The 20,902-nt window shown below is 72.4% G+C and carries 20 protein-coding genes; 9 read left to right on the top strand and 11 right to left on the bottom strand.

What is annotated here, in order from left to right; genetic code table 11:
• Nucleotides 1-3: 3 nt before the first annotated feature.
• The 5 genes from QSK26_RS33300 to QSK26_RS33280 form a co-directional block, all read right to left on the bottom strand.
• On the bottom strand, nucleotides 4-1,428 hold the full coding sequence (locus QSK26_RS33300) for a hypothetical protein (RefSeq protein WP_285779290.1): 1,425 nt from the start codon (nucleotides 1,426-1,428) through the stop codon (nucleotides 4-6).
• Complete coding sequence (locus tag QSK26_RS33295; RefSeq protein ID WP_285779289.1) at nucleotides 1,421-3,292, bottom strand: NAD(P)/FAD-dependent oxidoreductase; 1,872 nt, start codon at nucleotides 3,290-3,292, stop codon at nucleotides 1,421-1,423. The genes QSK26_RS33300 and QSK26_RS33295 overlap by 8 nt, the downstream gene beginning before the upstream one ends.
• A gap of 220 nt (nucleotides 3,293-3,512) precedes the next feature.
• The gene (locus QSK26_RS33290; RefSeq protein WP_285779288.1) at nucleotides 3,513-4,124 is read right to left on the bottom strand and encodes a methyltransferase domain-containing protein; all 612 of its coding nucleotides are present in this window, start codon (nucleotides 4,122-4,124) and stop codon (nucleotides 3,513-3,515) included.
• Nucleotides 4,125-4,389: 265 nt separating this feature from the next.
• Nucleotides 4,390-5,709, bottom strand: coding sequence for an MFS transporter (locus QSK26_RS33285; protein WP_285779287.1), 1,320 nt, complete (start codon nucleotides 5,707-5,709; stop codon nucleotides 4,390-4,392).
• A gap of 309 nt (nucleotides 5,710-6,018) precedes the next feature.
• On the bottom strand, nucleotides 6,019-7,056 hold the full coding sequence (locus tag QSK26_RS33280; RefSeq protein ID WP_285779286.1) for a S66 family peptidase: 1,038 nt from the start codon (nucleotides 7,054-7,056) through the stop codon (nucleotides 6,019-6,021).
• Between the two features lie 306 nt (nucleotides 7,057-7,362).
• On the opposite strand from QSK26_RS33280, the gene QSK26_RS33275 reads away from it, so the two are divergent.
• Nucleotides 7,363-8,529, top strand: a complete 1,167-nt coding sequence (locus QSK26_RS33275) for an MFS transporter (protein WP_502888774.1) — start codon at nucleotides 7,363-7,365, stop codon at nucleotides 8,527-8,529.
• Here the strand turns inward: QSK26_RS33275 and QSK26_RS33270 are convergent.
• Together QSK26_RS33270 and QSK26_RS33265 are read right to left on the bottom strand one after the other, a co-directional pair.
• A complete protein-coding gene (locus tag QSK26_RS33270; protein WP_285779285.1) occupies nucleotides 8,526-8,993 on the bottom strand; it encodes a GNAT family N-acetyltransferase in 468 nt (155 codons plus the stop codon). The genes QSK26_RS33275 and QSK26_RS33270 overlap by 4 nt on opposite strands.
• A 77-nt stretch (nucleotides 8,994-9,070) precedes the next feature.
• A complete protein-coding gene (locus QSK26_RS33265; RefSeq protein WP_285779284.1) occupies nucleotides 9,071-9,958 on the bottom strand; it encodes an NAD(P)-dependent oxidoreductase in 888 nt (295 codons plus the stop codon).
• Between the two features lie 44 nt (nucleotides 9,959-10,002).
• Here QSK26_RS33265 and QSK26_RS33260 point away from each other — a divergent pair, with 44 nt between their 5' ends.
• On the top strand, nucleotides 10,003-10,353 hold the full coding sequence (locus QSK26_RS33260) for a winged helix-turn-helix transcriptional regulator (protein WP_285779283.1): 351 nt from the start codon (nucleotides 10,003-10,005) through the stop codon (nucleotides 10,351-10,353).
• Between the two features lie 186 nt (nucleotides 10,354-10,539).
• Here the strand turns inward: QSK26_RS33260 and QSK26_RS33255 are convergent, their stop codons facing one another.
• Nucleotides 10,540-11,289, bottom strand: a complete 750-nt coding sequence (locus QSK26_RS33255; RefSeq protein ID WP_285779282.1) for an SDR family oxidoreductase — start codon at nucleotides 11,287-11,289, stop codon at nucleotides 10,540-10,542.
• An 80-nt stretch (nucleotides 11,290-11,369) separates the two neighbouring features.
• Here QSK26_RS33255 and QSK26_RS33250 point away from each other — a divergent pair, with 80 nt between their 5' ends.
• On the top strand, nucleotides 11,370-12,143 hold the full coding sequence (locus tag QSK26_RS33250) for a TetR/AcrR family transcriptional regulator (protein ID WP_285779281.1): 774 nt from the start codon (nucleotides 11,370-11,372) through the stop codon (nucleotides 12,141-12,143).
• An 899-nt stretch (nucleotides 12,144-13,042) separates the two neighbouring features.
• Here the strand turns inward: QSK26_RS33250 and QSK26_RS33245 are convergent.
• Together QSK26_RS33245 and QSK26_RS33240 are read right to left on the bottom strand one after the other, a co-directional pair.
• Complete coding sequence (locus QSK26_RS33245; protein ID WP_285779280.1) at nucleotides 13,043-13,384, bottom strand: iron chaperone; 342 nt, start codon at nucleotides 13,382-13,384, stop codon at nucleotides 13,043-13,045.
• 25 nt (nucleotides 13,385-13,409) lie between these two features.
• On the bottom strand, nucleotides 13,410-14,837 hold the full coding sequence (locus QSK26_RS33240) for a DHA2 family efflux MFS transporter permease subunit (RefSeq protein ID WP_285779279.1): 1,428 nt from the start codon (nucleotides 14,835-14,837) through the stop codon (nucleotides 13,410-13,412).
• 29 nt (nucleotides 14,838-14,866) lie between these two features.
• Between QSK26_RS33240 and QSK26_RS33235 the strand changes: the two genes are divergently transcribed.
• The 5 genes from QSK26_RS33235 to QSK26_RS33215 all read left to right on the top strand — a co-directional run bounded on the left by QSK26_RS33235 (nucleotide 14,867) and on the right by QSK26_RS33215 (nucleotide 19,538).
• A complete protein-coding gene (locus QSK26_RS33235; RefSeq protein WP_285779278.1) occupies nucleotides 14,867-15,454 on the top strand; it encodes a MarR family winged helix-turn-helix transcriptional regulator in 588 nt (195 codons plus the stop codon).
• Nucleotides 15,451-16,032 (top strand): NADPH-dependent FMN reductase, encoded by a 582-nt coding sequence (locus QSK26_RS33230; protein WP_285779277.1) that lies wholly within the window; start codon nucleotides 15,451-15,453, stop codon nucleotides 16,030-16,032. Before QSK26_RS33235 ends, QSK26_RS33230 begins: the two co-directional genes overlap by 4 nt.
• Before the next feature lie 38 nt (nucleotides 16,033-16,070).
• Nucleotides 16,071-16,985 carry an NADP-dependent oxidoreductase gene (locus QSK26_RS33225; RefSeq protein WP_285779276.1) on the top strand — a complete coding sequence of 305 codons (915 nt, stop codon included), beginning with the start codon at nucleotides 16,071-16,073 and terminating at the stop codon, nucleotides 16,983-16,985.
• 147 nt (nucleotides 16,986-17,132) lie between these two features.
• A complete protein-coding gene (locus QSK26_RS33220; RefSeq protein WP_285779275.1) occupies nucleotides 17,133-18,281 on the top strand; it encodes a serine hydrolase domain-containing protein in 1,149 nt (382 codons plus the stop codon).
• Between the two features lie 108 nt (nucleotides 18,282-18,389).
• Nucleotides 18,390-19,538, top strand: a complete 1,149-nt coding sequence (locus QSK26_RS33215; protein ID WP_285779274.1) for a cysteine desulfurase family protein — start codon at nucleotides 18,390-18,392, stop codon at nucleotides 19,536-19,538.
• Between the two features lie 120 nt (nucleotides 19,539-19,658).
• Here the strand turns inward: QSK26_RS33215 and QSK26_RS33210 are convergent, their stop codons facing one another.
• The gene (locus tag QSK26_RS33210) at nucleotides 19,659-19,856 is read right to left on the bottom strand and encodes a hypothetical protein (protein ID WP_285779273.1); all 198 of its coding nucleotides are present in this window, start codon (nucleotides 19,854-19,856) and stop codon (nucleotides 19,659-19,661) included.
• 402 nt (nucleotides 19,857-20,258) lie between these two features.
• Between QSK26_RS33210 and QSK26_RS33205 the strand changes: the two genes are divergently transcribed.
• Nucleotides 20,259-20,783: a nuclear transport factor 2 family protein gene (locus QSK26_RS33205; RefSeq protein WP_285779272.1), complete on the top strand. Its 525-nt coding sequence runs from the start codon at nucleotides 20,259-20,261 to the stop codon at nucleotides 20,781-20,783.
• The last annotated feature ends 119 nt before the right edge of the window (nucleotides 20,784-20,902 follow it).

Raw genomic sequence — 20,902 nt, 5'->3', positions numbered from 1 at the left:
CGCTCAGCGCGCGATCAGCAGCGGGACGGTGAGGGCGATGAGCAGGACGAACGTCCACAGCGCGGGCGCGGAGCCGAGCGTCTGCTCACGCAGGGCGGTCCTGCGCTCCTGTTCGGCCTGGCCCCGGGTGAGCCACCACGGGCTGACCCGCTGTTCGAGCCGCCCGCAGACGGCCCCGAGGACGGCCCCGTACGCGAGGTGCCCGACCAGGACGGGAAAGGACGCGGTGAGACCGGCGGCCGTCCACAGCGGGGCGCCGCCGAGCAGGACGGGCGCCAGGGTGAGCCCGCCCAGGATCCACCACAGGAACCCGTAGCAGACGCCCCAGCCGAGCCCGGACGCGAGGTCGAAGCTCCGGTTCCGGAAGAAGACCCCGTAGGAGACGCCGACCGCCATGGCGATCACCAGGTGGACCCACAGGCCGGTCAGCGCGGTACGCCCGCCGGCCAGGCGGGCCACGGTGGGCAGCAGCCCGCTCGGCGCCAGCACCAGGGCGAAGACGACGCCGCCCGCGAGGCCGCCCGCGAGCCCGTACCCGGCGGCCCGCAGCCTGCCGGGACCGAACGACACCCGGTGCAGCCGCCGGATGTCGTCCTCGAACAGGGCCTGCCCGGCCGCCGCGAGCCAGGTGGTCCCGGCGGCGGTGCCGGCGCCGAGGAGGACGAGGCCGGGAAGCTCGGGGACGGCGTTCCGCACGCCTTCGAGCGACCAGTCCAGCGTCCCGGTGGTGAGCAGGGTGGGAAACGTCAGCGCGACCAGGATCCACCAGGCGAAGCCGTACGCCACACCGCGGATCAGCGCGGGGCCGGTGCCCTCCGGGCGGTCGCCGAAGAGCAGCGGATACCCGAGGCCGAGGACGACACCGTAGACGAACAGCCGGTACGGCGGCACGCCCGTCATGACGCCGAGGCCGAAGACGAGCACCGCAGCCGTGAGCGCGCCCGCGGCGAGACCGCGGACCGGCGCGGCGGGCCGGATCCGCGGGCGGGAACCGGCCGGGCGGCGCAACCACGCGAACGCCGCCGCGGTGACCGCGCCGTAGACGAGGTGGCCGATGAGACTCGGCAGCAGCTCCCGGCCACCGGCGAGGTCCCAGGCGACCGGACGGCCGAGCAGGATCGGCAGCAGCGTCAGCGGCCCGAGGAACCACCACAGCATCCCGTAGACCAGGCCCCAGAAGAGCAGTTCCTCGACCCTGGCCCGCTGGTGCACGACCAGCAGGCCGAACCCGGCCCCGATGATCGCCGCGAACAGCATGTGCACGGCGAAGGCCAGCGGGATCACGTCGGTGCGCACGATCGCGGCGACCGTCGGCAGGAAGCCGATCTCGGCCATCACACCGCCGAAGACCACCCCGCCGGCCAGCCCGGCCACCGCCCCCGGCACGGCTCCCCGGCGCGCCCGGTCCGCGATCCCCATCTCACTCATGACCGGCCTCCGGATGCCGCGCGGCGCGGGGCGGTGACGGCGTGAGCGCGATGTCCCGCGAGAAGACCAGGTCGATGGTCCAGTCGGCGAGGACGCGGAGCTTCTTCTCCCAGCCGGGCAGCTTGGCGAGGTAGACGCCGCGCCACAGCAGCCAGGCGGGCAGCCCGGTGACGCGGCGGCCGCGGATCTCGGCCACCCCCGTACGGTGGCCCAGCGCGACCAGGACGCCGATCCCGCGGAAACGGAACTCCGCGGGACGGCCCCCGGTGATCGCGGCGGCGACGTTGCCCGCGACGGCCCGCCCCTCGCGCAGCGCGTGCTGCGCCGTCGGCGGGTAGGGCCGGCCGTCCGGTCCGGGGATGCCCGCGCAGTCGCCGATCGCCCAGACGCCCTCGACGCCGTCCACCCGCAGGAACGGGTCGACGGTGAGCCGGCCGCCGCCGGACAGCGCCGCGGTCAGCGGATGCGGCCGGTTGCCGGCCGTCCAGGCGAGCGTCCTGGCGGGGATGACCGTGCCGTCGCCGAGCCGTACGGCCCCGGCCCGCGCCTCGGCCACCGCCACGTTCAGCCGGAACTCGACACCCCGGCGGGCGAGCCGCTCCTGCGCGTACGCGCCCAGCTCGGCCGGAAGCTCGGGGAGGATGCGTTCACCGGTGTGCACGAGCACGAAACGCGGCTCGGACTCGCGCACGTTCGGGTAGTGCCGCAGCACCCCGTACACCAGGTCGGACAACTCGGCGACCAGCTCCGTCCCGGCGAAGCCGCCGCCGGCGACGACGAAGGTGAGGAACTCCGCCCGGGTCCGCGCGGCGGGTTCGAGGTCCGCGCGCTCCAGGGCGCCGAGGACGTGGTTGCGCAGCCGCGTCGCGTCCCCCACGGTCTTCAGCGGGAAGGCGTGCTCGGCGAGCCCCGGCAGGTCGAAGAAGTACGGCACGGAGCCCACCGCGAGGACCAGGTGGTCATAGCGCACCGAGGCCATGCCCTCGTCCGCGGTCGTCACATGGACCAGGCGGCCGGCCGTGTCGATCCGGTCCACGTGCCCGTGCAGGAACGACGTGTGCGTCAGCGCGGCGCGCACCGGGGCGCTGACGTGCCGCGGCTCCAGGGCGCTGGAGGCGACCCCGGCGAGCATCGGCGTGAAGAGCAGGGCGTTGGTGTCGCTGATCAGCGTGACGTCGGCGCGCAGCCCCCGGGCCGCCAGCCGGTCGAGCCGGCGGGCCGTGCCGACCCCGCCGAAGCCGCCGCCGACGATGACGACGCGCGGCAGGGGCGCCTGCGCCGGCGCGGGCCCGGCCGGCGCGCGCCGGCGCAGGGCGAGTGCGCAGTACAGCAGCACGCCGGCCGTCCCGCCGAGCAGCACGTCGCCGACCAGGGCGCCGAACTGCTCGTCGGCGGAGGCGAGCGCCCAGGTGGGGAGCCGTCCCGCCAGCAGCGGGCGGAGCGTGAGCTGCCACACCGCCCAGTCGAGCAGGCCGGTCAGGATGCCGCAGGAGAAGGCCGTGGCCAGATCCTCCGCGCGTTCCCCGGCGACGAATCCCAGCACCGCGCCGAGCAGCACCGCGTGCGCGGCGAAGGCCGCCGGCCCCGGATGCCCGAGCATGCCGTGGTACGCCTGCACCGAACCGACGAGCAGCCCGCCGGCGAGCCCCGCGCCCGCGCCGTACAGCACCCGCGCCCGCTCGGCCGGCCGGGTCCGCAGCCGCGCCGCCACCATGACCGCGGCGACCGCGATCAGCCCGCCGGACCACAACGCCCAGCCGAGCGGATCGGTGAGACGGGCGTCCACCAGCAGGCCGCCCAGCCCGGCGGCGACCAGCGCGCCGCCCATCCCGTACCCGGCCAGTCGCCACCTGCGGCCCTTCACGCCACCACCACCTTCGTCACCCACTTGGTCTGCAGCACCCCGGGCCGGTCGGGCGCGATGAGGTGGAGCGGGAAGCCGTGGTCGGGGCGAGCGGTGAGCCGTTGATCCGGAGGGCGAGCAGGGTGAGCGGGTCTCGCCGGTGCGGCGAGCGTACCTCGCCGGACCGGCACGCGCCGCCCTTCTCCGGCGACTCGACCGCGACCACGGCGTCCGGCGGCGCTCAGGTCAGGGCGGCGAACCATCGTCCCGCCTCGTTCCAGTGGTCGGCGCGGGTGAAGCCGCAGCGCCGGGCCAGCGGATCGATGTCGTCGGCGGACACCGTCGCCCAGGCGAACCAGTCGGCCACCCGCCCGCCGCGGCGCAGCCGTACCCGGTCCACCGCGCTCGGCGACCCGGGCGGCGCCAGCTCGGCGAGGACCGCGCCGCCCGGCCGCACCAGCTCGCGGAGCCGGCGCAGCAGCGCCGCGGGGTCGCCGCCGATGCCGATGTTCCCGTCGGCCAGCAGCGCCACCGCCCAGCGGCCGGTGCACGGCAGCGGCTCGAAGACGCTCCTGCGCAACGCCGGCCCGCCCGCGCGCCGCGTCAGCGCGACCGCCAGCGGAGTGATGTCGATGCCGAGGACGGGCACGGCCCTCCGGGCGAGCGCCACGGTCAGCCGGCCGGGCCCGGAGCCGACGTCGAGCGTCGGCCCGTCGCACCTGTCCAGCAGCCGCCGGTCCCCTTCGATCGGCCGCAGCCAGCGCTCCGCGTCCAGCGGCAGGACCCTGCCGTCGGAGTACTCGACGTCCACCGTCCCTCCCCTCAGCGCGTCCTCGTAGAAGGCGCCGATCATGCCGCGCCCCCGGCCGATCCCATGGCGGAGGAACCGGGGCCGCCGCACTCCCGCCCTGCGCCCGGCAATTCCGGAGAACGGCTGTTCATGTCGAGACGTTCAATCACGTTGCGACGTTACAACGACGGGCATTCGCCGACCCTTACGGATCTGTGACGTGAGGTGGCCGGGAATTCACCGGGAAAATATTCGTCATGAATTCTGGGCGGCTGATCGACGTTTCGTGATTACTTCGTGAGGTCGATTTTCCGGGCGGGGCCGGCCCTCACTCCCTGACCTCGCCCGCCGCGGCCTCGTCGCCCGCCTCGCCCGCGTCGTCGGTGCCCGCCGTGGTGCGCGCCGGGGGATGGCGGCGCAGCACTCCCGGCAGGATCATGGCGACGATCACGGTGGCCAGCGTGCCGCCGGCACCGGCGATGACGAACGTCGCCGGCGCGGAGGTGGCGTCCAGCAGGAGACCACCGGCGATGTAGGACAGCGCCGCGGCCATGCCGACGGCGCCGTAGAGGTTGCCGAAGACCCGGCCGAGCATGCCCGCCGGGACGAAGCGCTGCAGCATGGTGTTCGTCGCCACGTCCATGGCCGCGACGCCCAGGCCGCGGACGAACTGCGCGGTGAACGCCGCGGCGACGGCCCAGGTCAGACCGGTGAGCAGGTTGCCCACGCTGCTCACCGCGAAGCCGGCGATCAGCAGGGTGGCCAGCGACACCCGGGTGCCGTGGCGGGCCGTCAGCGCGTACCCGAAGAGCAGTCCGATGCCCACGGCGCCCAGCAGCAGGCCGACCGCCGAGTCCCCGGCCTCGAAGGTGTCCGTGGCCAGCAGCACCAGGGCGACGTCGTCCACCCCGTTGAAGGCGACGTTGGCGCAGAAGCCCAGGGCGATGATCCGGACCACCCGGGTGGACCAGATGTACCCCAATCCGGATCTCGCCTCCCTCAGCAGGGAGGGCCGCCTCCCCGCCGGCGGCACCGGCGGCAGCGACCGCAGCCTGACCAGCAGCAACCCGGCCAGCAGGAAGGTGACGGCGTCCACCAGCAGCACGCCACGGATGCCGATGAACGGGAACAGCGCGGCCGCGACCAGGGGCCCGAGGGCCTCGGCCGCGTTGGTGCCGAACCCGAGCGTGGAGTTCGCGGTCTCCAGGTTCCGGTCCGGCACCAGGCCGGGGATGGCCGCCCGTGAGGCCGGGAGGAAGATCTGCCCGGCGATCGCGCGCAGCCCCACCAGCGCCAGCAGCAGGGGCAGCGGCGGCAGCGCCAGCGCGATGAGCAGCAGGATCACGCCCTGGGCCAGCTCACATGCGATCATCACGCGCTTGAGGTCGAAACGGTCGCTGATCGCGCCCGCGACCGGACTGAGGAGTGAGGGGATGAACTCCCCGGTGAGCAGGAGCAGCGAGACCGCGATCGCCTGGCCGGTGGAGTCGGCGACGTAGAGCATCAGCGCGACGAGGCTGAGCGCGTCGCCGCCGACCGAGATCACCCGGGACGACCACAGGGCGAGGAATCCCGGGTTGCCGCGTAACACATGAAACGCGCCGGACTTCTGCGTCGCCGCTCCGGTGCCGGCGTCGGGGGCTGACATGGTCTCTTTTCTCCTCGGCTCGGAGGCATTCACACCGGGGAGACACCCGCCGGTCACCGGACTTTTCGTTCCGGCCGGATTGACGCGTCCCCGCGGCCGGATCCTCATGGTCGGATATTTCGTTGACACCCGCCGGGATATCGCGGCGAATTCGGGCGTTTTTCGACGGGCGGGCACGGAACAGGTGGAGCAGGAGGGCACGCAGGACCGTGCCGGGCCGCGGCCCCGGCCGTGCCGCGGTGAGTCCCGTCACACGCCGACCGGCCCGCCTCGGCCCGTCGATCCGGCGGCAGGTCCCGGGCGGCGGCGTCAGTACCGCACGGTGATCCGGCCGGCGGCGGGGTCGACGGTGACCGTGCCGCCGTACGGGACGACGAGCTGCGGGTCCGTGTGCCCGATGTCCACGTTGAGGACCAGCGGGATGCCCGGGTTGTACTCGCCGAAGGCCCTCAGGACGGCATCCCGCTGGGCGGCGACGAACGCGGCCTTCCGCTCCGGCGAGAGCCGGTCGTGCAGCGCCCACGCCTTGGGCCGGCCGATGATCGCGGCGCCGAACCGCTCCAGCAAGCCGCGCTCGCCCATGCCCACGAGCACCTGGTACACGTAGGCGGCGTCGGGGAGACTCTCGGAGGTCTCCAGGAACAGCACGCAGCCGTCGTAGGCCGCGGGCTCCCGGATGTGGATGCCGGCCCGCAGGTTCCAGTCGACGATCTCCAGGCAGCCGCCCCACGACCGGCCCGACACGGCGTGCCCCGGGCCGTGCCACTGCCAGCCCTCGCCGGGAAGCATGTCCGGCTCGCTCTCCAGGAGGGCCGGTTCGTTCCAGTCCCGGTCGATGTCGGTGAACGACTCGGCGGGGCGCAGGTCGTACTCGTCATGGGTGAACAGGGCGGCCCGCACCGCCTCGGCGGACTGCGGGTGCATCGCGCCGCCACGGCCGAAGACCGTCATGATCGTGCCGCCGTAGTACGACACGACGCCGAGGTTCCACAGGTAGTTGCACAGGTTCGTGTTGTCGCTGAGGCCGAAGAACGGCTTCGGATGGGCGCGCAGGACATCCGGGTCGAGGTGCCGCAGCACCTTGATCTGGTCCTCGCCGCCGATGGAGGTCAGCACGGCGCTGATCGACGGGTCGGCGAACGCGGCGTTGACGTCGGCGGCCCGCGCGGCCGGCGACGCGCCGAACTCACGGGTGGTCGGATACTCGACCGGCACGAGTCCGAACTCTTCGCGGAGCCGGGTGAGCCCCAGCTCGTACGGCGCGGGGAAGATCGCGGGCAGCGCGGAACCGGGCGACAGGACGGCCACCCGCCCGCCGGGCTTCGGTTTGTCGGGGTACGCCAGCATGCGGAGCAAGCTACCGGAGGGGGATCGCCGCGGGCCACGGCTTTTGCCGCCGGTGGGAACCGGGACGTCAGGCGTCCGGCGGTATCCCGGCTTCCCGGCCTGACGGGCCCCGGCCGGACCCGGCGGCGGGACGGCGGGGCGGTCAGCGGAACGAGCGCCGGTACGCGGCCGGGGTGGTGCTGAGCGCGTCGTGGAAGCCGCCGCGCACCCTCATCATGGAGTACGTCACATGACCACTGCCCTTGATCGTAAACCTTCCCCGCCACCTTCTGGACCAGGGACTTCTCGCTCTACTTCGCGGCCCGGGTGGTGTCGCTGCTGGGCGACGCCATGATGCCGGTCGCCTCGGCGCTGGCGGTCGGAGCCGTCTACGGCGTGTCGGGCGTGGGGTACGTTCTCGCCAGCTGGACCGCGCCCTTCGTGCTGTTCGTCCTGTTCGGCGGGGTCTTCGCGGACCGGGTCGGCGCACGCGCCATGATGGTCGGCGCGGACCTGGTGCGGATCGTCGCCCAGGGCGTGCTCGCCGTCGCGTTCTTCACCGGGACCCCGCCGCTGTGGCTGCTGCTGGCCGCCTCCGCGCTGTCCGGCACGGCCGCCGCGATGTTCCAGCCCGGCGTCAACGGCATGGTCCCGCTGGTCGCGAAGGACCCCCAGCGGGCCAACGGCACCCTCAAGATCGCCGACGCGGCCACCCAGCTCGGCGGCCCGGTGCTGGCCGGCCTGCTGACGGCGCTGACCGGCGCGGGCACCGTCTACGCGATCGACGCGGGCATCTTCCTGCTCAGCGGCCTGTGCCTGGCCCTGATCAGGGTCGCCCCCGCCGTCCGGGCCAGGGAACCCTCGACGGTCCTGCGCGACCTGCGACGCGGCTGGGCGGAGTTCCGCGCCCGGAACTGGATGTGGTCGGTGATCCTGGTCTGGGTCTTCTTCAGCATGCTCGTCTTCGGCCCCTACGTCCCGCTCGCCTCCCGGCTGATCGGCGAACGGCTGGGCGACGCCGCCTACGGCTGGGTGATGGCCGCCCTCGGCGCCGGCACCGTGGTCGGCGGCCTGGTCGCGATCCGGTTCCGCCCGGTCCGTCCCCTGGCCGGGGGCGCGGTCGCGCTGACCGGCTTCACCTGCATCCCGCTGGCGGTCGCCCTGGAGCTTCCGCTTCCCCTGCTGATGGCGGGCCACCTGGCCGGCGGCGCGTTCTGGGCCTTCTGGTCGGTGATGTGGGCGACGAGCGTCCAGACCCAGGTGGCCCCGGACGTCCTCAACCGGGTGACCGCCTACGAGGTCGCGGGCTCGGTCTCCGGCGCGGCCGTGGGCCAGGCCCTCGTCGGGCCGGTCTCCTCGGTCGTCGAACCCGGGCACCTGCTGTTCGTCTCGACCGGCGTCACCGCCGCCGTCTGCGTCGCGCTGCTGCTCATCCGGCCGATCCGCCGGCTGCGCCGGGTGCCGGGCGACGGGGGAACGGCGGAACCCGCCTAACCCAGCTCCAGCTCGCCCACCTTCTGACCTCCGCTGAACTCCCCGGTCGGCCGGAACCCGAGCCGCAGGTAGAACCGTTCGGGGCCGTCCTCGCCCGGATGCCAGGTGACGGTCAGCCGGGTGCCGCCCCGGCGGCGGATCTCGGCGGCCACCGACTCGACCGCGAACCGGCCGTAGCCGCGCCCCTGCTCGCCGGCCGCGATGTTGAGACGCCACAGGCCCGAACGGCGGTCGCCGCTGCCGTCACCGGCGAAGTCGACGTCGAAGAAGGCCATGAGGAAACCGACGGGCCTGGCCCCGTCGAAGATCAGACGGGGCCAGGCGACACCTGGATGGACGTACGCCTCGGCGAGGGACTTGACCACCGGCGCGACCAGGTGTTCCTGGTCGGGGCGCACCTTCAGGCCGATCGCGGTGTCGAAGTTGGCGGCGGTGACCTCCGCCAGGCGGAGCGTGGACGTCATGCGGGAACTCTAGAACAAAAGGGGTTTCGCACGCCGCGGGAGCCGTACCGGGCCGGTCCGCGCCCGCGGCGGGTCACTCAGCGGGGGTTGAGGATCTCGACGATCCGGAGGAACCCGTCGGTGCCGTGGCCCTGTCCGATGACGCGGCGCGCCAGGCCCTCGGCCGCCCGCATCACGCCCGCGTCGATCCCGTGGGCCTCGGAGGCGTGCACGATGTGGGCCATGGACGAGGCCGCCGAGGTGATCGGGTTGCCCTCACCGGAGTACGTGCCGTTGTCCACATCCTTCGCCAGCGCCTCGAAGAGCGGCGGCAGGATCGCGCCGATGCCGGCGGCGAACGGCGCCAGCTCCCCGGCGCTGATCCCCTCGGCCCGCGCCACTGCCAGCGCGTGCCCGAAGCCCGCCATCGCGGTCCAGAAGACGTCGAGCAATGCGATGTCGTAGGCCGCCGCCCGGCCGATGTCCGCGCCGAGATGGGTGTGCGCGCCGCCCAGGGCGTCCAGCACCGGCCGGTGCTCCTGGTACAGCTCTTCGGGACCGCAGTGCAGGAACACGGCGGCCGGCGTGCCGATCGTCGTGGTCGGCGTCATGATCGCGCCGTCCAGGTACCCGACGCCGTGGCCGGCGGCCCAGGCGGCGGTGTCCCTGGCCCGCTCGGGGGTGTCGGCGGTCAGGTTCACGACGGTGCGGCCCTTGAGCGCGTCGGCGACCGCGCCGCGGCGCAGGACGGCGTCGGCCGCGTCGTAGTTCACCACGCAGACCACGGTCAGCGCGCCGGCCGCGACCGCCGCCTCGGGCGACGGGGCGCTGATCGCACCCCGCTCGACCAGCTCCCGGTCCCTGCCGGGGGTCCGGTTCCACACCGTGGTCCGCAGGCCGGCGTCCAGGAAGGCGCCGGCCAGCGCGCGGCCCATCGGCCCGAGGCCGAGCACGGTGACGGCAGACTGTTCGACGTGCGAGGTCATGATGGAACTCCTGTGGGAATGTCGGCGTACAACAAGGGGGAAAGATGACGCGCAGCCGTGCCGAGGACCCCAACGTCTGCGGAGTGACCGCCGCGATCGCCGTGATCGACGGCAAGTGGAAGACGATCCTGCTCTGGCTCCTGGAAACCCGTCCGCACCGTCCCGGGGAGCTGCGCAGGCTCCTTCCGGGTCTCACCGAGAAGGTGCTGACCCAGACACTCCGGGAGATGGAGGCCGACGGGCTCGTCCACCGGGAGGTGCACGAGGTGCGCCCGCTGAAGACCGTGTACTCCCTCACCGCGTTCGGACGTGAACTGTCCGAGGCGCTGGAGCCGCTCTCCGCCTGGGGCCACCGCCGCCTGGAGAAACTGGCGGGACCTCAGCGGGTCTCCTGATGCATCGACCTCCCCGTCTCACCCGGATCCGGGAGCCCTCCGGCCGCCACGACCAAGCTTCGAGCCCCCCGGCCCGGCGGACAAGTACCCACAAAAAGGTGGCCATCGAGGGGCTCTCGGACGGCCCGGACGCGGCTTGACAGCGTCAGCCTGGTATCGCGTGTCGGGCCGGCCGGTGGCGCACGGTCAGCCGGTCGTCCCGCCCGAGACGTCCAGGCGGTGCCCGGTCATGTACCGGCTGTCCTCCGAGGCGAGGAAGGCCACCACGCCGGCGACGTCGGCGGGCGTGCCCAGCCGGTTCAGCGCCGACAGCGAGGACAGCCAGGCCAGCGCGTCGCCGGTCAGCCGGCCCTCGTGCATGTCGGTGTCGATCACCCCGGGCGCCACCGTGTTGACCGTGATGCCCCGGGGGCCAAGTTGCCTGGCGAGGCTCGTGGTGAGCACGTCCAGGGCCGCCTTGGACATGGCGTAGCCGATCGTCCGCGGCATCGGCAGGCCGCGCGTGAGCATGGTGCCGACCGTGATGATCCGGCCCCCGTCCCGGAGCCGCGCCAGGCCGAGGCGGGTGATGAGGAGCGGTGCGATGGTGTTGACCGCGAGCAGCCGCTCGAAACCCTCCCTGGTGACGTCGTCGATCTCCGCCTGGTCGCCGAGGATGCCCGCGTTGTTGACCAGGATGTCCAGCCCGTCGGCATGGGCGTCGAACGCGCTCCACAGCGCCTCGGCGTCGCCGGGCACGCCCAGCTCGGCCTGGATCGCGAAGGCCCGCCCGCCCGCCGCCTCGATGGCCGACACCGTGTCCCCGGCCGCGGCGTGGTTGCCGCCGTAGTGCACGGCGACCCGGGCGCCGTCCTGTGCGAGCCGGGTCGCGATCGCCCGGCCGATCCCCCTGCTCGCACCGGTCACCAGTGCCGTCTTGCCGGTCAACGTGCCCATGGTCATACCCTCCAATTACGTACAACGTACTGGAAACGGAACATAGCCATTCCCGTACCATGTACGCAAGAGGAGGGCGGATGTCCGACGACGAGATGATCACCATCTGGATGCGGCCGGAGCGGGTCAGGCGCTCGGGGCCCGGGCGGCGGCCCGGCTACAGCCGCGAGCAGATCACCGGGGTCGCCGTGCGGATCGCCGACGCGGAGGGCGTGCAGGCCGCGACGATGCGGCGGATCGCGGCCGAGCTGGGCACCGGGGCCATGTCGCTGTACGTCTACGTGCCGAAACGGGACGACCTGCTCGACCTCATGATCGACATGGTGATGGCCGAGGTCGAACTCCCCGATCGGCCGGGGGGCGGCTGGCGGTCGGACCTGTCGCTCGTCGCCCACCAGACCCGCGTCACCGGCCTGCGCCACCCCTGGCTGGTCCCCCTGATCGGCAGCCGTCCCACCCTGGGCCCCCAGCTCCTGCGGGTGAACGAGTTCGCCCTCGGCGCGCTCGACGGGCTTGGCCTCGGCATCGACGACATCACCGGCCTCGTCGGCATGCTGAACGACTACGTGCACGGCGCCATCCGCCGCGAGATCGGCTGGCTGGAGGAGGCCCGCCGTACCGGCCTGGACCCGGAACGCTGGCGGCGCGACTACGTCGGCCCCTACGTGCGGCAGGTCGTCGAGGCGGGCACCTACCCCCTGTTCAGCCGGTCCGTGCTGGAATCCCGCACCGCGCTTCTCACCCCCGAGGAGCGGTTCCGGCACGGCCTGGACCGCGTCCTGCGCGGCATCGGCGCGCAACTCCCCACCGGCGCCCCGCCGCACACCCCCGCGCGACCGGCGCCGGACACCTGACCGTCAGCGCTGTCCGCACCGGAGCAGGCACGCGCCACCAGATCGTATCCCCGGGCGATGAGCGCCTGGCCCTGACGGTCGCGGCCGATGAGGCGTAGAGCCGAGGTCACCTCGGCCGCGGCCGTGTCGCCTTCGAAGGCCAGCCCGTTCAGGTAGTCGTCCAACGCGGCCGGATCAGTGCCGTCCCGCTCCTCCGGATCCCCGACCACCAGGGTCGTCACGACCTCGCCGTCGACCACGTATTCGAGGTCTTCGACCCCCTCCAGCTCGTACAGGGGCCAGCCGAGGTAGAGCAGCCGCCCGCCGTCCCGGGTCAGCTCGGCCCAGGACCGCCATCGCCACGCGTCGTTCCCGTCGAGTTGGATCACCTGGACCCAGCCCGGTGCCTGCGGGCCGGTCCAGATGACGCCGTCGCCGTGCTCCGTGTAGCTGCCGGTGATGATCTCCCGCCATCCGCAGGCCCGGGCACTGGTCGGATCGGCGCCCAGCCTCCGTGCCACCTCTTCGACGTCCAAGCCTTCCACCCAGATGCTCCGGAACGGCGTGTCGTAGTCGATGCCGTGATCGACGAGGAGCTCCCAGAGGTCCTTGTCGGTGTCACAATTCCGCGCTCCTTCTCCACGTACGAAGGCCGGTGCGATCTCCCCGGCATGGCTGCGCGCTGTTCCATGCGGCCTCAGCTTCGCCGGGACCGGAGTCGACCCCACGACGAAAGGAAGGCCGAACACCACCTCAACGACCTGCTCCCCGACCGATAAGCGGTGCTCGTTCCCTTCGCCCCGCCCCGCGTTCTCCTCGCCCTGACCCGTCACCGTTTCACGCTAGATCTCACGTCACCGACTTGCGTGTCCTGACAGCGGGAAGCCGGGGTCGCAGGAGTCAGCGGCCGTTTCGCGTGTTCAGGTGGCCAGGGCGGCGCGGATCAGGTCGCGGAGCTCGTCGTCGGGGATCGCGGCAGCGTCGGCGGGACGCATCTGGATGGTTCCCTTGCTGGTCCGGAGTTGCGGATGGCGGGCGGTGAAGTCGGTGACGCGGTCCTGGCCCCAGCCGTAGAGCGAGACCCCGTGCCGCCACACGCCGATGTGGAGGCGGCGGCGCCCGACTTCGTAGGTGGGCATCTTGTAGGACAGCACCACGGCGGCGTCGGGATACACCTCCAGGACCAGGTGGTGCAGCCGATCGAACAGCGGGCGGTACGCGGGGTCGATGGCGTCGATGTAGTCCTGAACCGCATTGTCCATCTGCTCATCATCCCGGCCGAACGTCTCAACGAACCGGCCGAGCGGCTGAGCCCGTGGTGTCGGAGTCCGGGGACCCCGGCTCTCGCCGTGGCAACAGCGCCGCTGGAACGAGCGCGAGGAGGGAAAGGATGAGGGTGGCACCGAAGGCGATGGCGTACGCCTGCGGGGCGGAGCCGCCGGTGGCGAAACGGTGGGCCACGATGGCGAGGAGGAAAGCCGTGCCGAAGGAGCCGCCGACGCGTTGAATGACGCTGAGCAGGGTGGTCGCCTCGGGAACGGCCCCAGCCGGCAACCGCATGTACGCGGCGGTGGTGATGGGGACGGTGGCCAGGCCGAGTCCGGCACCGCGCAGGAACAGGGCGACGCTCAGCGCTGGATCGCTCGCGCCGGGCACGGCCACGTAGGGCACAGTGCCGGCGGCGGCGACGACCGTGCCGACGATGAGCGGCACGCGGGGCCCGAAGCGGTCGGTGAGCCGCCCGGCCAGGGGCAACGCGGTCATGGTGCCGAGTGCCAGGGGAGCCAGCAGCAGCCCTGTTTCCACGCCGGTGGCACCGCGTACCTGCTGGTAGAACAGGGGCAGCAGCACCATGGGGCCGAAGATCGACGCGCCGGCCAGCATCATCAGCCCGCAGGACAGGGCGAATGCGCGATCGCCCAGCAACCGTAGGTCCACCAGGGGATGACGACGGCGGAGGGCTCGGTGCGTGTAGCCGAGCAGCAGCACGATACCGAGCGCGATCGGCGGCCCGGCGCCGAGGACGTCGGTGGAGGCCGTCAGCCGGGTGCTGCCGTACAGCAATACCGCCAGTCCAGGGCACAACAGGAGCAGTCCGCGCAGGTCGAAGGGTCGCGGGTCGGCGGGCACGGTGCCGGGAAGTCCATGCCAGGACAGGACCAGAGCGGCGATGCTCAGCGGAACGCTGATCCAGAACACCCACCGCCATCCGGGACCATCGATCAATATGCCGCCGAGGACCGGTCCGAGGAGCGGTGCGAGCTGGCCGGGCACCGCGACCAGTGCCATCACCCGGCCCAGCCGCCGTGGTCCCGCCATGGTGGCAAGGATCGTCTGCAACAGGGGCAGGATCAGCCCGCTGCCGATCCCCTGCACGATGCGGAAGACGATGAGGCTGGGGGTGGACCACGCGGCTCCGCACAGCAGCGAGGCCACGGCGAAGATGAGCAGGCTGCTCCGCCACAGTGTCCGGGGGCCGACGCGGCTGAGTGCCCAGGGCATGGCGGGGACGACCACGGCCAGCGTGAGGAGGTGGGCGGTCGCCACCCACTGGATCTGCTCGGTGCCGGCGGCCAGGGCGATCCGGGCATCCTCCAGGGCGACTCCCACGATGGTGGTGTTGAGCAGGGACGCCAGGCCGCCGATCATCAAGATCACGGCATGACGGATCAGGCCCGGCTCCAGCGGATCGAGGCCACCAGATTTTGTTGGCATGCCAGCAGTATGCGCGTTATGATGTTGGCATGCCAACAAGAAGTTCTGGGCAGGTGGCGAGGTCCCATCCGGGGATTCAGATCGCGGAGGCCCCCCTCGGCTCGCTGTTGCTGCAGGCGGTGCGGGCCCACGCCGCCCTGGCCGCCTCGCTCCTGGCCGACCTGGGCCTGGTGGCCCCACAGGAGGTGGTCCTGCTGTATCTGCAGGACCACGGCCGGACGCCGCAGGCCGAGCTCGTCCGTTTTCTGGGCCGCGACCGCTCCACGGTGACCGCGACCCTGCAGGCCATGCAACGCGCCGAGCTCATCGTGCGGACGCCCTCCCAGACCGACCAGCGCGCGATGAACGTCGATCTCACCGACACCGGACGCGCCCTGTGCCCCCGCATCCGAACCGCCTGGGCCGAACTGGAACGACTCTCCTTCGGCCGGCTCTCCCACCCGCAGCGCGAGCACCTGGCGGCCGGTCTCGCCGCCGTGCGCGACGCCGCACGCGCCCGCCACGAGGACGCTCACCACGAGGACGCTCACCACGAGGACACCCATCACGAGGACGCCCATCACGAGGACACCCATCACGAGGACGCCCATCACGAGGACAAGGAATCCCGCCCGTGAACGACCAGCCTCTGCGCCTGGCACTGATCGTCGCCAGCACCCGCCAGGGCCGCTTCGGCGCGGCCATCGGCCGCTGGACCGCCGGCGTCGCCGCCGGGCGGCCGGAGTTCGTCACCGACGTCATCGACCTGGCCGAGCTCCACCTGCCCGCCGATCTCGGCGGCTCGGCCCACGCGGCGGAGTTCGCCGACCGCATCGGCGACGCCGACGCCATCCTCGTCGTGACCTGCGAATACAACCACGGTTACCCCGCCTCGCTGAAACTCGCGATCGACACCGTGCGTGACGAGTGGGCCGCCAAGCCCGTCGGGTTCGTCTCCTACGGCGGACTCGCCGGCGGGCTGCGCGCCGTCGAGCAACTGCGCCAGGTCCTCGCCGAGCTCCATGCCGTCACCCTGCGCGACACGGTCAGCTTCCACTTCCCGCACGACCACGTGGACCAGAGCGGACGTGTCGCCGATCCCGCCACCGCCACATCCGCCGAGGCCGCGGCGCACATCCTGTTCGACCGGCTGGCCTGGTGGGGGACAGCCCTGCGTGCCGCCCGCACAGCCCGCCCCTACGCCCTGACCGGCTGAGTCCCGGTGACCGCCACGCGCCCCGAGGAGCCTCCTCCATGCCGACCGTCATCGCACTGACCCGCTTCGGCCCTCCGGAAGTCCTGCGGCCCCTGCGGATCGAGACCCCCCGGCCGGGGCCAGGCCAGGCGCTCGTGCGGATCCGCGCAGCCGGAGTCAATCCGGTCGACTGCAAGCTCCGCCGCGGCGACTTCGCCGGCACCGATCCCGCGGGTTTCCCGCAACGCCTGGGCAACGAGTTCGCCGGAACGGTCGTCGCCCTCGGCCCTGACGTCCCCGCCGACGGCGCCGTCGCCGTCGGCGCCGACGTGGTGGGCTCGGCCACCGCGCAGGCATATGCGGAGGTCCTGGTCGTCGACACCGCCGGCCTGGTCGTGAAACCGCCGCCGGTTCCGTGGGAGATGGCCGCGGGCCTGCCCGCCGCCGGGCAGACCGCCCACACCGCGCTGTCTCAGCTGGGTGTGGGCCCCGGCGACGTCCTCCTGATCCATGCCGCGGCCGGCGGTGTCGGCACCATCGCCACCCAGCTCGCGTGCGAGCTGGGGGCACGGGTCATCGGCACCGCCGGCGAGCACAACCACGACTACCTGCGCAGCCTCGGCGCCACCCCCACCACCTACGGTCCCGGACTGCTCGACCGGGTCCGCGCTCTCGCACCGGACGGAGTCGACGTCGTCCTGGACCTCGTCGGCGGTGAAGCCGTCACCACCAGCCTCGCCCTGGTCCAGGACCGCCATCGCATCGGGACGACCGTCGACCGGCGTGCCGTCGAGGAACACGGGGTGCTGCGAGTCGGAGGCCGCTCGCTTCCCGCCCTGCGCGAGATCGTCGGCAAGGCGGCGACCGGCCGGCTGACTCTGCCCGTCCGGACGTTCCCGCTGCGCGAGGCCGTCGCCGCTCATCGCCTCGTCGAGAGCGGCCACGTGCGCGGCAAGGTGGTCCTCACCGTCTGATCCACCGGCACGAAACACTCCAACGGTTTCCTAATCTCCCTAGGTGCTTGCCTAATACTCCTAGGCAAGGTAGCGTTTCGCGCCGTGCGCACCACGACGCGAGGTCGTGACGTGCGGGGACGCACGGCGTAGAGAGAAGGAACACCAATGCAGTACGAGGGATGGGCCGACGAGGGGTACGGCGCGGTCGCCGACGTCTTCTCGCGCAACTTCGCCGAATACGGCGAGCTCGGCGCCGCCGTCGCCGTCTTCGCGGGCGGGCGCAAGGTCGTGGATCTGTGGGGCGGGATCGCGGACGAGCGCACCGGCAGGCCATGGGAGGAGGACACGATCGTGCCGGTCTTCTCCTGCGCCAAGGGCGTCGTCAGCGTCTGCGTCCACCTGCTCGCCCAGCAGGGACGCCTGGATCTCGACGCGCCGGTGGGCCGGTACTGGCCGGAGTTCGCCCGTGACGGCAAGGAGTCGATCACGACGCGCATGGTCCTCGGCCACCGCGCCGGGCTTCCCGTCCTGGACCGCGTGCTGACCTTCGAGGAGGTCACCGCCTGGACCCCGGTGGTGCACGCGATCGAGGAGCAGAAGCCGCTGTGGGAGCCGGGCAGCGCCCACGAGTACCACGGGCACGTCTTCGGCTTCCTCCTCGGCGAGGTGATCCGGCGCATCACCGGGCTCACCCCGGGCGCGTACTTCCGCGAGGCCGTCGCCGACGAGCTGGGGCTGAGCACGTGGATCGGCCTGCCGCCGGACGAGGTCGGCCGGCTGGCCCGGCTCGCCGAGGCGGGGGGCCGCCCGGCGATGCCCGGACCCGAGACGCTGATCACCCGCATGGTCACCATGAACGGCGCCTTCGTCTTCCCCGGCCTGGAGGAGCCGCACGGCTGGAACGACCCCGCGCTGCTCACCGCCGAGATCCCCGGCGCGGGCGCGGTCTCCTCGGCGAACGGCCTGGCCGGGTTGTACGCCGCCGCCGCGACCGGCGTCGGCGGCTCGGCCCGCCTGCTCGGCCGGGACACCGTCACGGACGCCGTGCGGGAGCAGTCGGCCGGGGTCTCCTGGTCGGGTTTCCCCGACCTGGGTGGCCGCTGGGGCTCGGGGTTCCTGCTCGACGCGCCCCGGTTCCGGCCCACGCTCGGCCCGCGCAGCTTCGGCAACGACGGCGCGGGCGGCCAGTTCGCCTTCGGCGACGACGAGTACGGCGTGGGCTTCGCCTATGTCGCCAACCGGATGATCGGCCACGGCGACGGCCGCGCCACCGGGCTGGTAGCGGCCCTGCGCGGCTGCTTGACCGGCGGCTGAGAACAAGCCGCCCGCCGCCGGGCGTGGTGCCCGGGAGCCGTCCGCCCACTGCGCGATCATGCTGGCAGGCGGCCTTCCCGAACGGCCGCCCCAAGAGAAGGGCGGTCCATGGCTCATCCGGGTCTCGACCCCGACGTGATCTACTGCGACTACAACGCGACCACGCCCGTCGACCCTCGGGTGAGCGCGGCGGCCTGGCCGTACTTCAGCGGGTTCTTCGGCAATCCGTCCACGTCCTCGCCCTATGCCGAGGGTCCGCGGCGCGCACTGCGGGTGGCGAGACGCCAGGTGGCCGAGCTCCTCGGCGCCGGTCCCGAGGAGATCGTGTTCACGAGCGGCGGGTCGGAGTCGGACACGATGGCCGTTCGCGGCGTCGCCGTGCCGGGCGGCGGCCACGTCGTGACGCAGGTGACCGAGCACCCCGCCGTTCTGCGCAGCTGCGAGAGCCTTGAGCGGCTGCACGGCGTGCGGGTCACGTACCTGCCGGTGGACGCGGACGGTCTGGTGGATCCGCTGGACCTGGAGGCGGCCCTCACGCCGCGCACCCGGCTGGTGTCGATCATGCTGGCCAACGGGGAGACGGGGGTGGTGCAGCGCGTCGCGGAACTGGCGGAGATCGCGCACCGCCGGGGCGCGCTGTTCCACACCGATGCCGCGCAGGCGGTGGGCAAGATCCCGGTCTCCGTGGCGGAACTCGGGGTGGACCTGCTGACCGTGGCCGGTCACAAGCTGTACGCCCCCAAGGGGGTGGGTGCGCTGTTCGTCCGCCGGGGCGTGTCCCTGGAGCCGACGATATACGGCGGCGGGCAGGAACGGGGGCTGCGGGCGGGGACCGAGAACGTCGCGTACGCGGTCGCGCTCGGCGCGGCGGCCGAGATCGCCGCAGGGGAGGTGGATCGGGAAGGCGGCCGGTTACGTGGCCTGCGTGACCTGCTGCACCGGCGGCTGAGCGCGCTGCTGCCCGGCCGTGTCCTGCTCAACGGGCACACCGGCCGGAGACTGCCCGGAACCCTGAACATCAGCGTGTCGGGAACCGGCGGGTCCGCGCTCCTGGCCGCGACGCCGGGGATCGCCGCCGCCACCGGTTCCGCCTGCCATACGGGAGAGCCCGATCCGTCGGGTGTGCTGCTGGCGATGGGACTGGGACACGAGCGGGCGCGTGGTGCCGTACGGCTCTCGCTCGGCCGGTGGACGACCCGGCCGGAGGTCGAAGCCGTCGCCCGGCTCCTCGCGGAGTCCGCACGGCGGCTGGGCTGACGAGCGGACCTCGGCCGCTGTGACGGCGGCGGCCAGGCTGACGGGTGCGGTTCCACGCGGCCCCGGCCGCCCGATGCGCCGGGCGGCCGGGTGCGCGTTCACTGTGTGCGGCTCGCCTTCCTAGTCGTCGTCGCCCGCGTCGTCGTCATCGTCGTCGTCATCGGGGTCATCGGCTTCCACCCCGTCGTCGCCGGCGAGTGACCCGACGACGGGGATGGGCGTCGTCGGGGCGGTGTGGGCGCTGACGGCGGGGGCGATGGCCAGCATGCCTGCGACGACGCACAACGCGGCGGCGAGGCTGGCGAGAATCCGGCTCACGGCACTCCAATCGGTAGGGGAATGACTACTGAGAGTTAACAGCAGCCGCCCTCCGCCGGTCACTCACCGTGACGACACATTCTAGAACCGCTCAAGAGTTCGCCTGTGGCGGGCCGTCCGGTCGCGGCCCCACGCTGGGCTCGACCTGCCTGGCGCCATCTGCCGGAAATTCGCTCCTCCGGCCCAAGAAACGCATTTCTCAGCCATATGGCCGGAGAAATGCCGCGATAGCCGACATGGCGGTCGAAGTCTGGCCGGATGGCCGGTCGATGGCGCTTGTTTAGCGAAAGTTGGCACCTGTTCTGAGATATTCGTCCGGGCGGGGTGGCAGATAGAAGGGGGCTGCAAGGGCCAGCAAGGGCAAGGGACAAACTCATGGAAATTCGCACCATTCTGGGCAGTATGCTTGGCGGGTTCATCGTGGCCGCCGGAGCCGTGGCGATCCCGGTCGCGCCCGCCTCCGCCGGGACCCTCGGCGAGGCGGCGATCACCCGCGAGTCGAGCGGCAAGTGCTCGGAGACCGACCGCCGGATCGTCCGCCAGGCGTTCGACGCCTGGCGCAAGGGCACCGGCTCCGTCACCGACGTGTTCGCCCCCGACATCGTCTGGCGGATCGAGGGACGCTCGCTGATATCCAAGGTCTACCGCGGCAAGCAGCAGTTCATGAACGAGGTCATGCTGCCCTTCGTCGCCCGCTTCGACAAGTCGCCGTACCCGTTCCGGCCTTCCATCAACGCCGTCCTGTGCGAGGGCGACACGGTCATCGTCTACTGGGACGGCCGCGGCATCGCCAACGACGGCCGCCCGTACGAGAACAGCTACGCCTGGTTCATGAAGATGCGCAACGGCAAGGTCGTGTACGGCACCGCGTTCTACGACAGCATCGCGTTCAACGACCTGTGGACGCGAGTCCGGCCCAGCCGCTAATGGGAGCTACCGGGTCGGCTGATCGGGCAGACTCGGTGCCTGGTAGCCGCGAGTGAGTGAGCACTTCCCACCGCTGGACCGATCGTGAGTCCTGGGGTCAGACAGTGCCCTCACTCGTG

Source organism: Microtetraspora sp. NBRC 13810, assembly GCF_030268685.1.
Classification (GTDB): Bacteria; Actinomycetota; Actinomycetes; order Streptosporangiales; family Streptosporangiaceae; genus BSRQ01.
This window is presented reverse-complemented; position numbering and strand designations above follow the sequence as displayed.

Excerpts from the sequence above, each read along its gene's own strand:
- QSK26_RS33300 (WP_285779290.1), bottom strand. The coding sequence starts at position 1,428 with ATGAGTGAGATGGGGATCGCGGACCGGGCGCGCCGGGGAGCCGTGCCG.
- QSK26_RS33290 (WP_285779288.1), bottom strand. The coding sequence starts at position 4,124 with ATGATCGGCGCCTTCTACGAGGACGCGCTGAGGGGAGGGACGGTGGAC.
- QSK26_RS33285 (WP_285779287.1), bottom strand. The coding sequence starts at position 5,709 with ATGTCAGCCCCCGACGCCGGCACCGGAGCGGCGACGCAGAAGTCCGGC.
- QSK26_RS33280 (WP_285779286.1), bottom strand. The coding sequence starts at position 7,056 with ATGCTGGCGTACCCCGACAAACCGAAGCCCGGCGGGCGGGTGGCCGTC.
- QSK26_RS33270 (WP_285779285.1), bottom strand. The coding sequence starts at position 8,993 with ATGACGTCCACGCTCCGCCTGGCGGAGGTCACCGCCGCCAACTTCGAC.
- QSK26_RS33265 (WP_285779284.1), bottom strand. The coding sequence starts at position 9,958 with ATGACCTCGCACGTCGAACAGTCTGCCGTCACCGTGCTCGGCCTCGGG.
- QSK26_RS33260 (WP_285779283.1), top strand. The coding sequence starts at position 10,003 with ATGACGCGCAGCCGTGCCGAGGACCCCAACGTCTGCGGAGTGACCGCC.
- QSK26_RS33255 (WP_285779282.1), bottom strand. The coding sequence starts at position 11,289 with ATGGGCACGTTGACCGGCAAGACGGCACTGGTGACCGGTGCGAGCAGG.
- QSK26_RS33250 (WP_285779281.1), top strand. The coding sequence starts at position 11,370 with ATGTCCGACGACGAGATGATCACCATCTGGATGCGGCCGGAGCGGGTC.
- QSK26_RS33245 (WP_285779280.1), bottom strand. The coding sequence starts at position 13,384 with ATGGACAATGCGGTTCAGGACTACATCGACGCCATCGACCCCGCGTAC.
- QSK26_RS33240 (WP_285779279.1), bottom strand. The coding sequence starts at position 14,837 with ATGCCAACAAAATCTGGTGGCCTCGATCCGCTGGAGCCGGGCCTGATC.
- QSK26_RS33235 (WP_285779278.1), top strand. The coding sequence starts at position 14,867 with ATGCCAACAAGAAGTTCTGGGCAGGTGGCGAGGTCCCATCCGGGGATT.
- QSK26_RS33225 (WP_285779276.1), top strand. The coding sequence starts at position 16,071 with ATGCCGACCGTCATCGCACTGACCCGCTTCGGCCCTCCGGAAGTCCTG.
- QSK26_RS33220 (WP_285779275.1), top strand. The coding sequence starts at position 17,133 with ATGCAGTACGAGGGATGGGCCGACGAGGGGTACGGCGCGGTCGCCGAC.
- QSK26_RS33215 (WP_285779274.1), top strand. The coding sequence starts at position 18,390 with ATGGCTCATCCGGGTCTCGACCCCGACGTGATCTACTGCGACTACAAC.
- QSK26_RS33205 (WP_285779272.1), top strand. The coding sequence starts at position 20,259 with ATGCTTGGCGGGTTCATCGTGGCCGCCGGAGCCGTGGCGATCCCGGTC.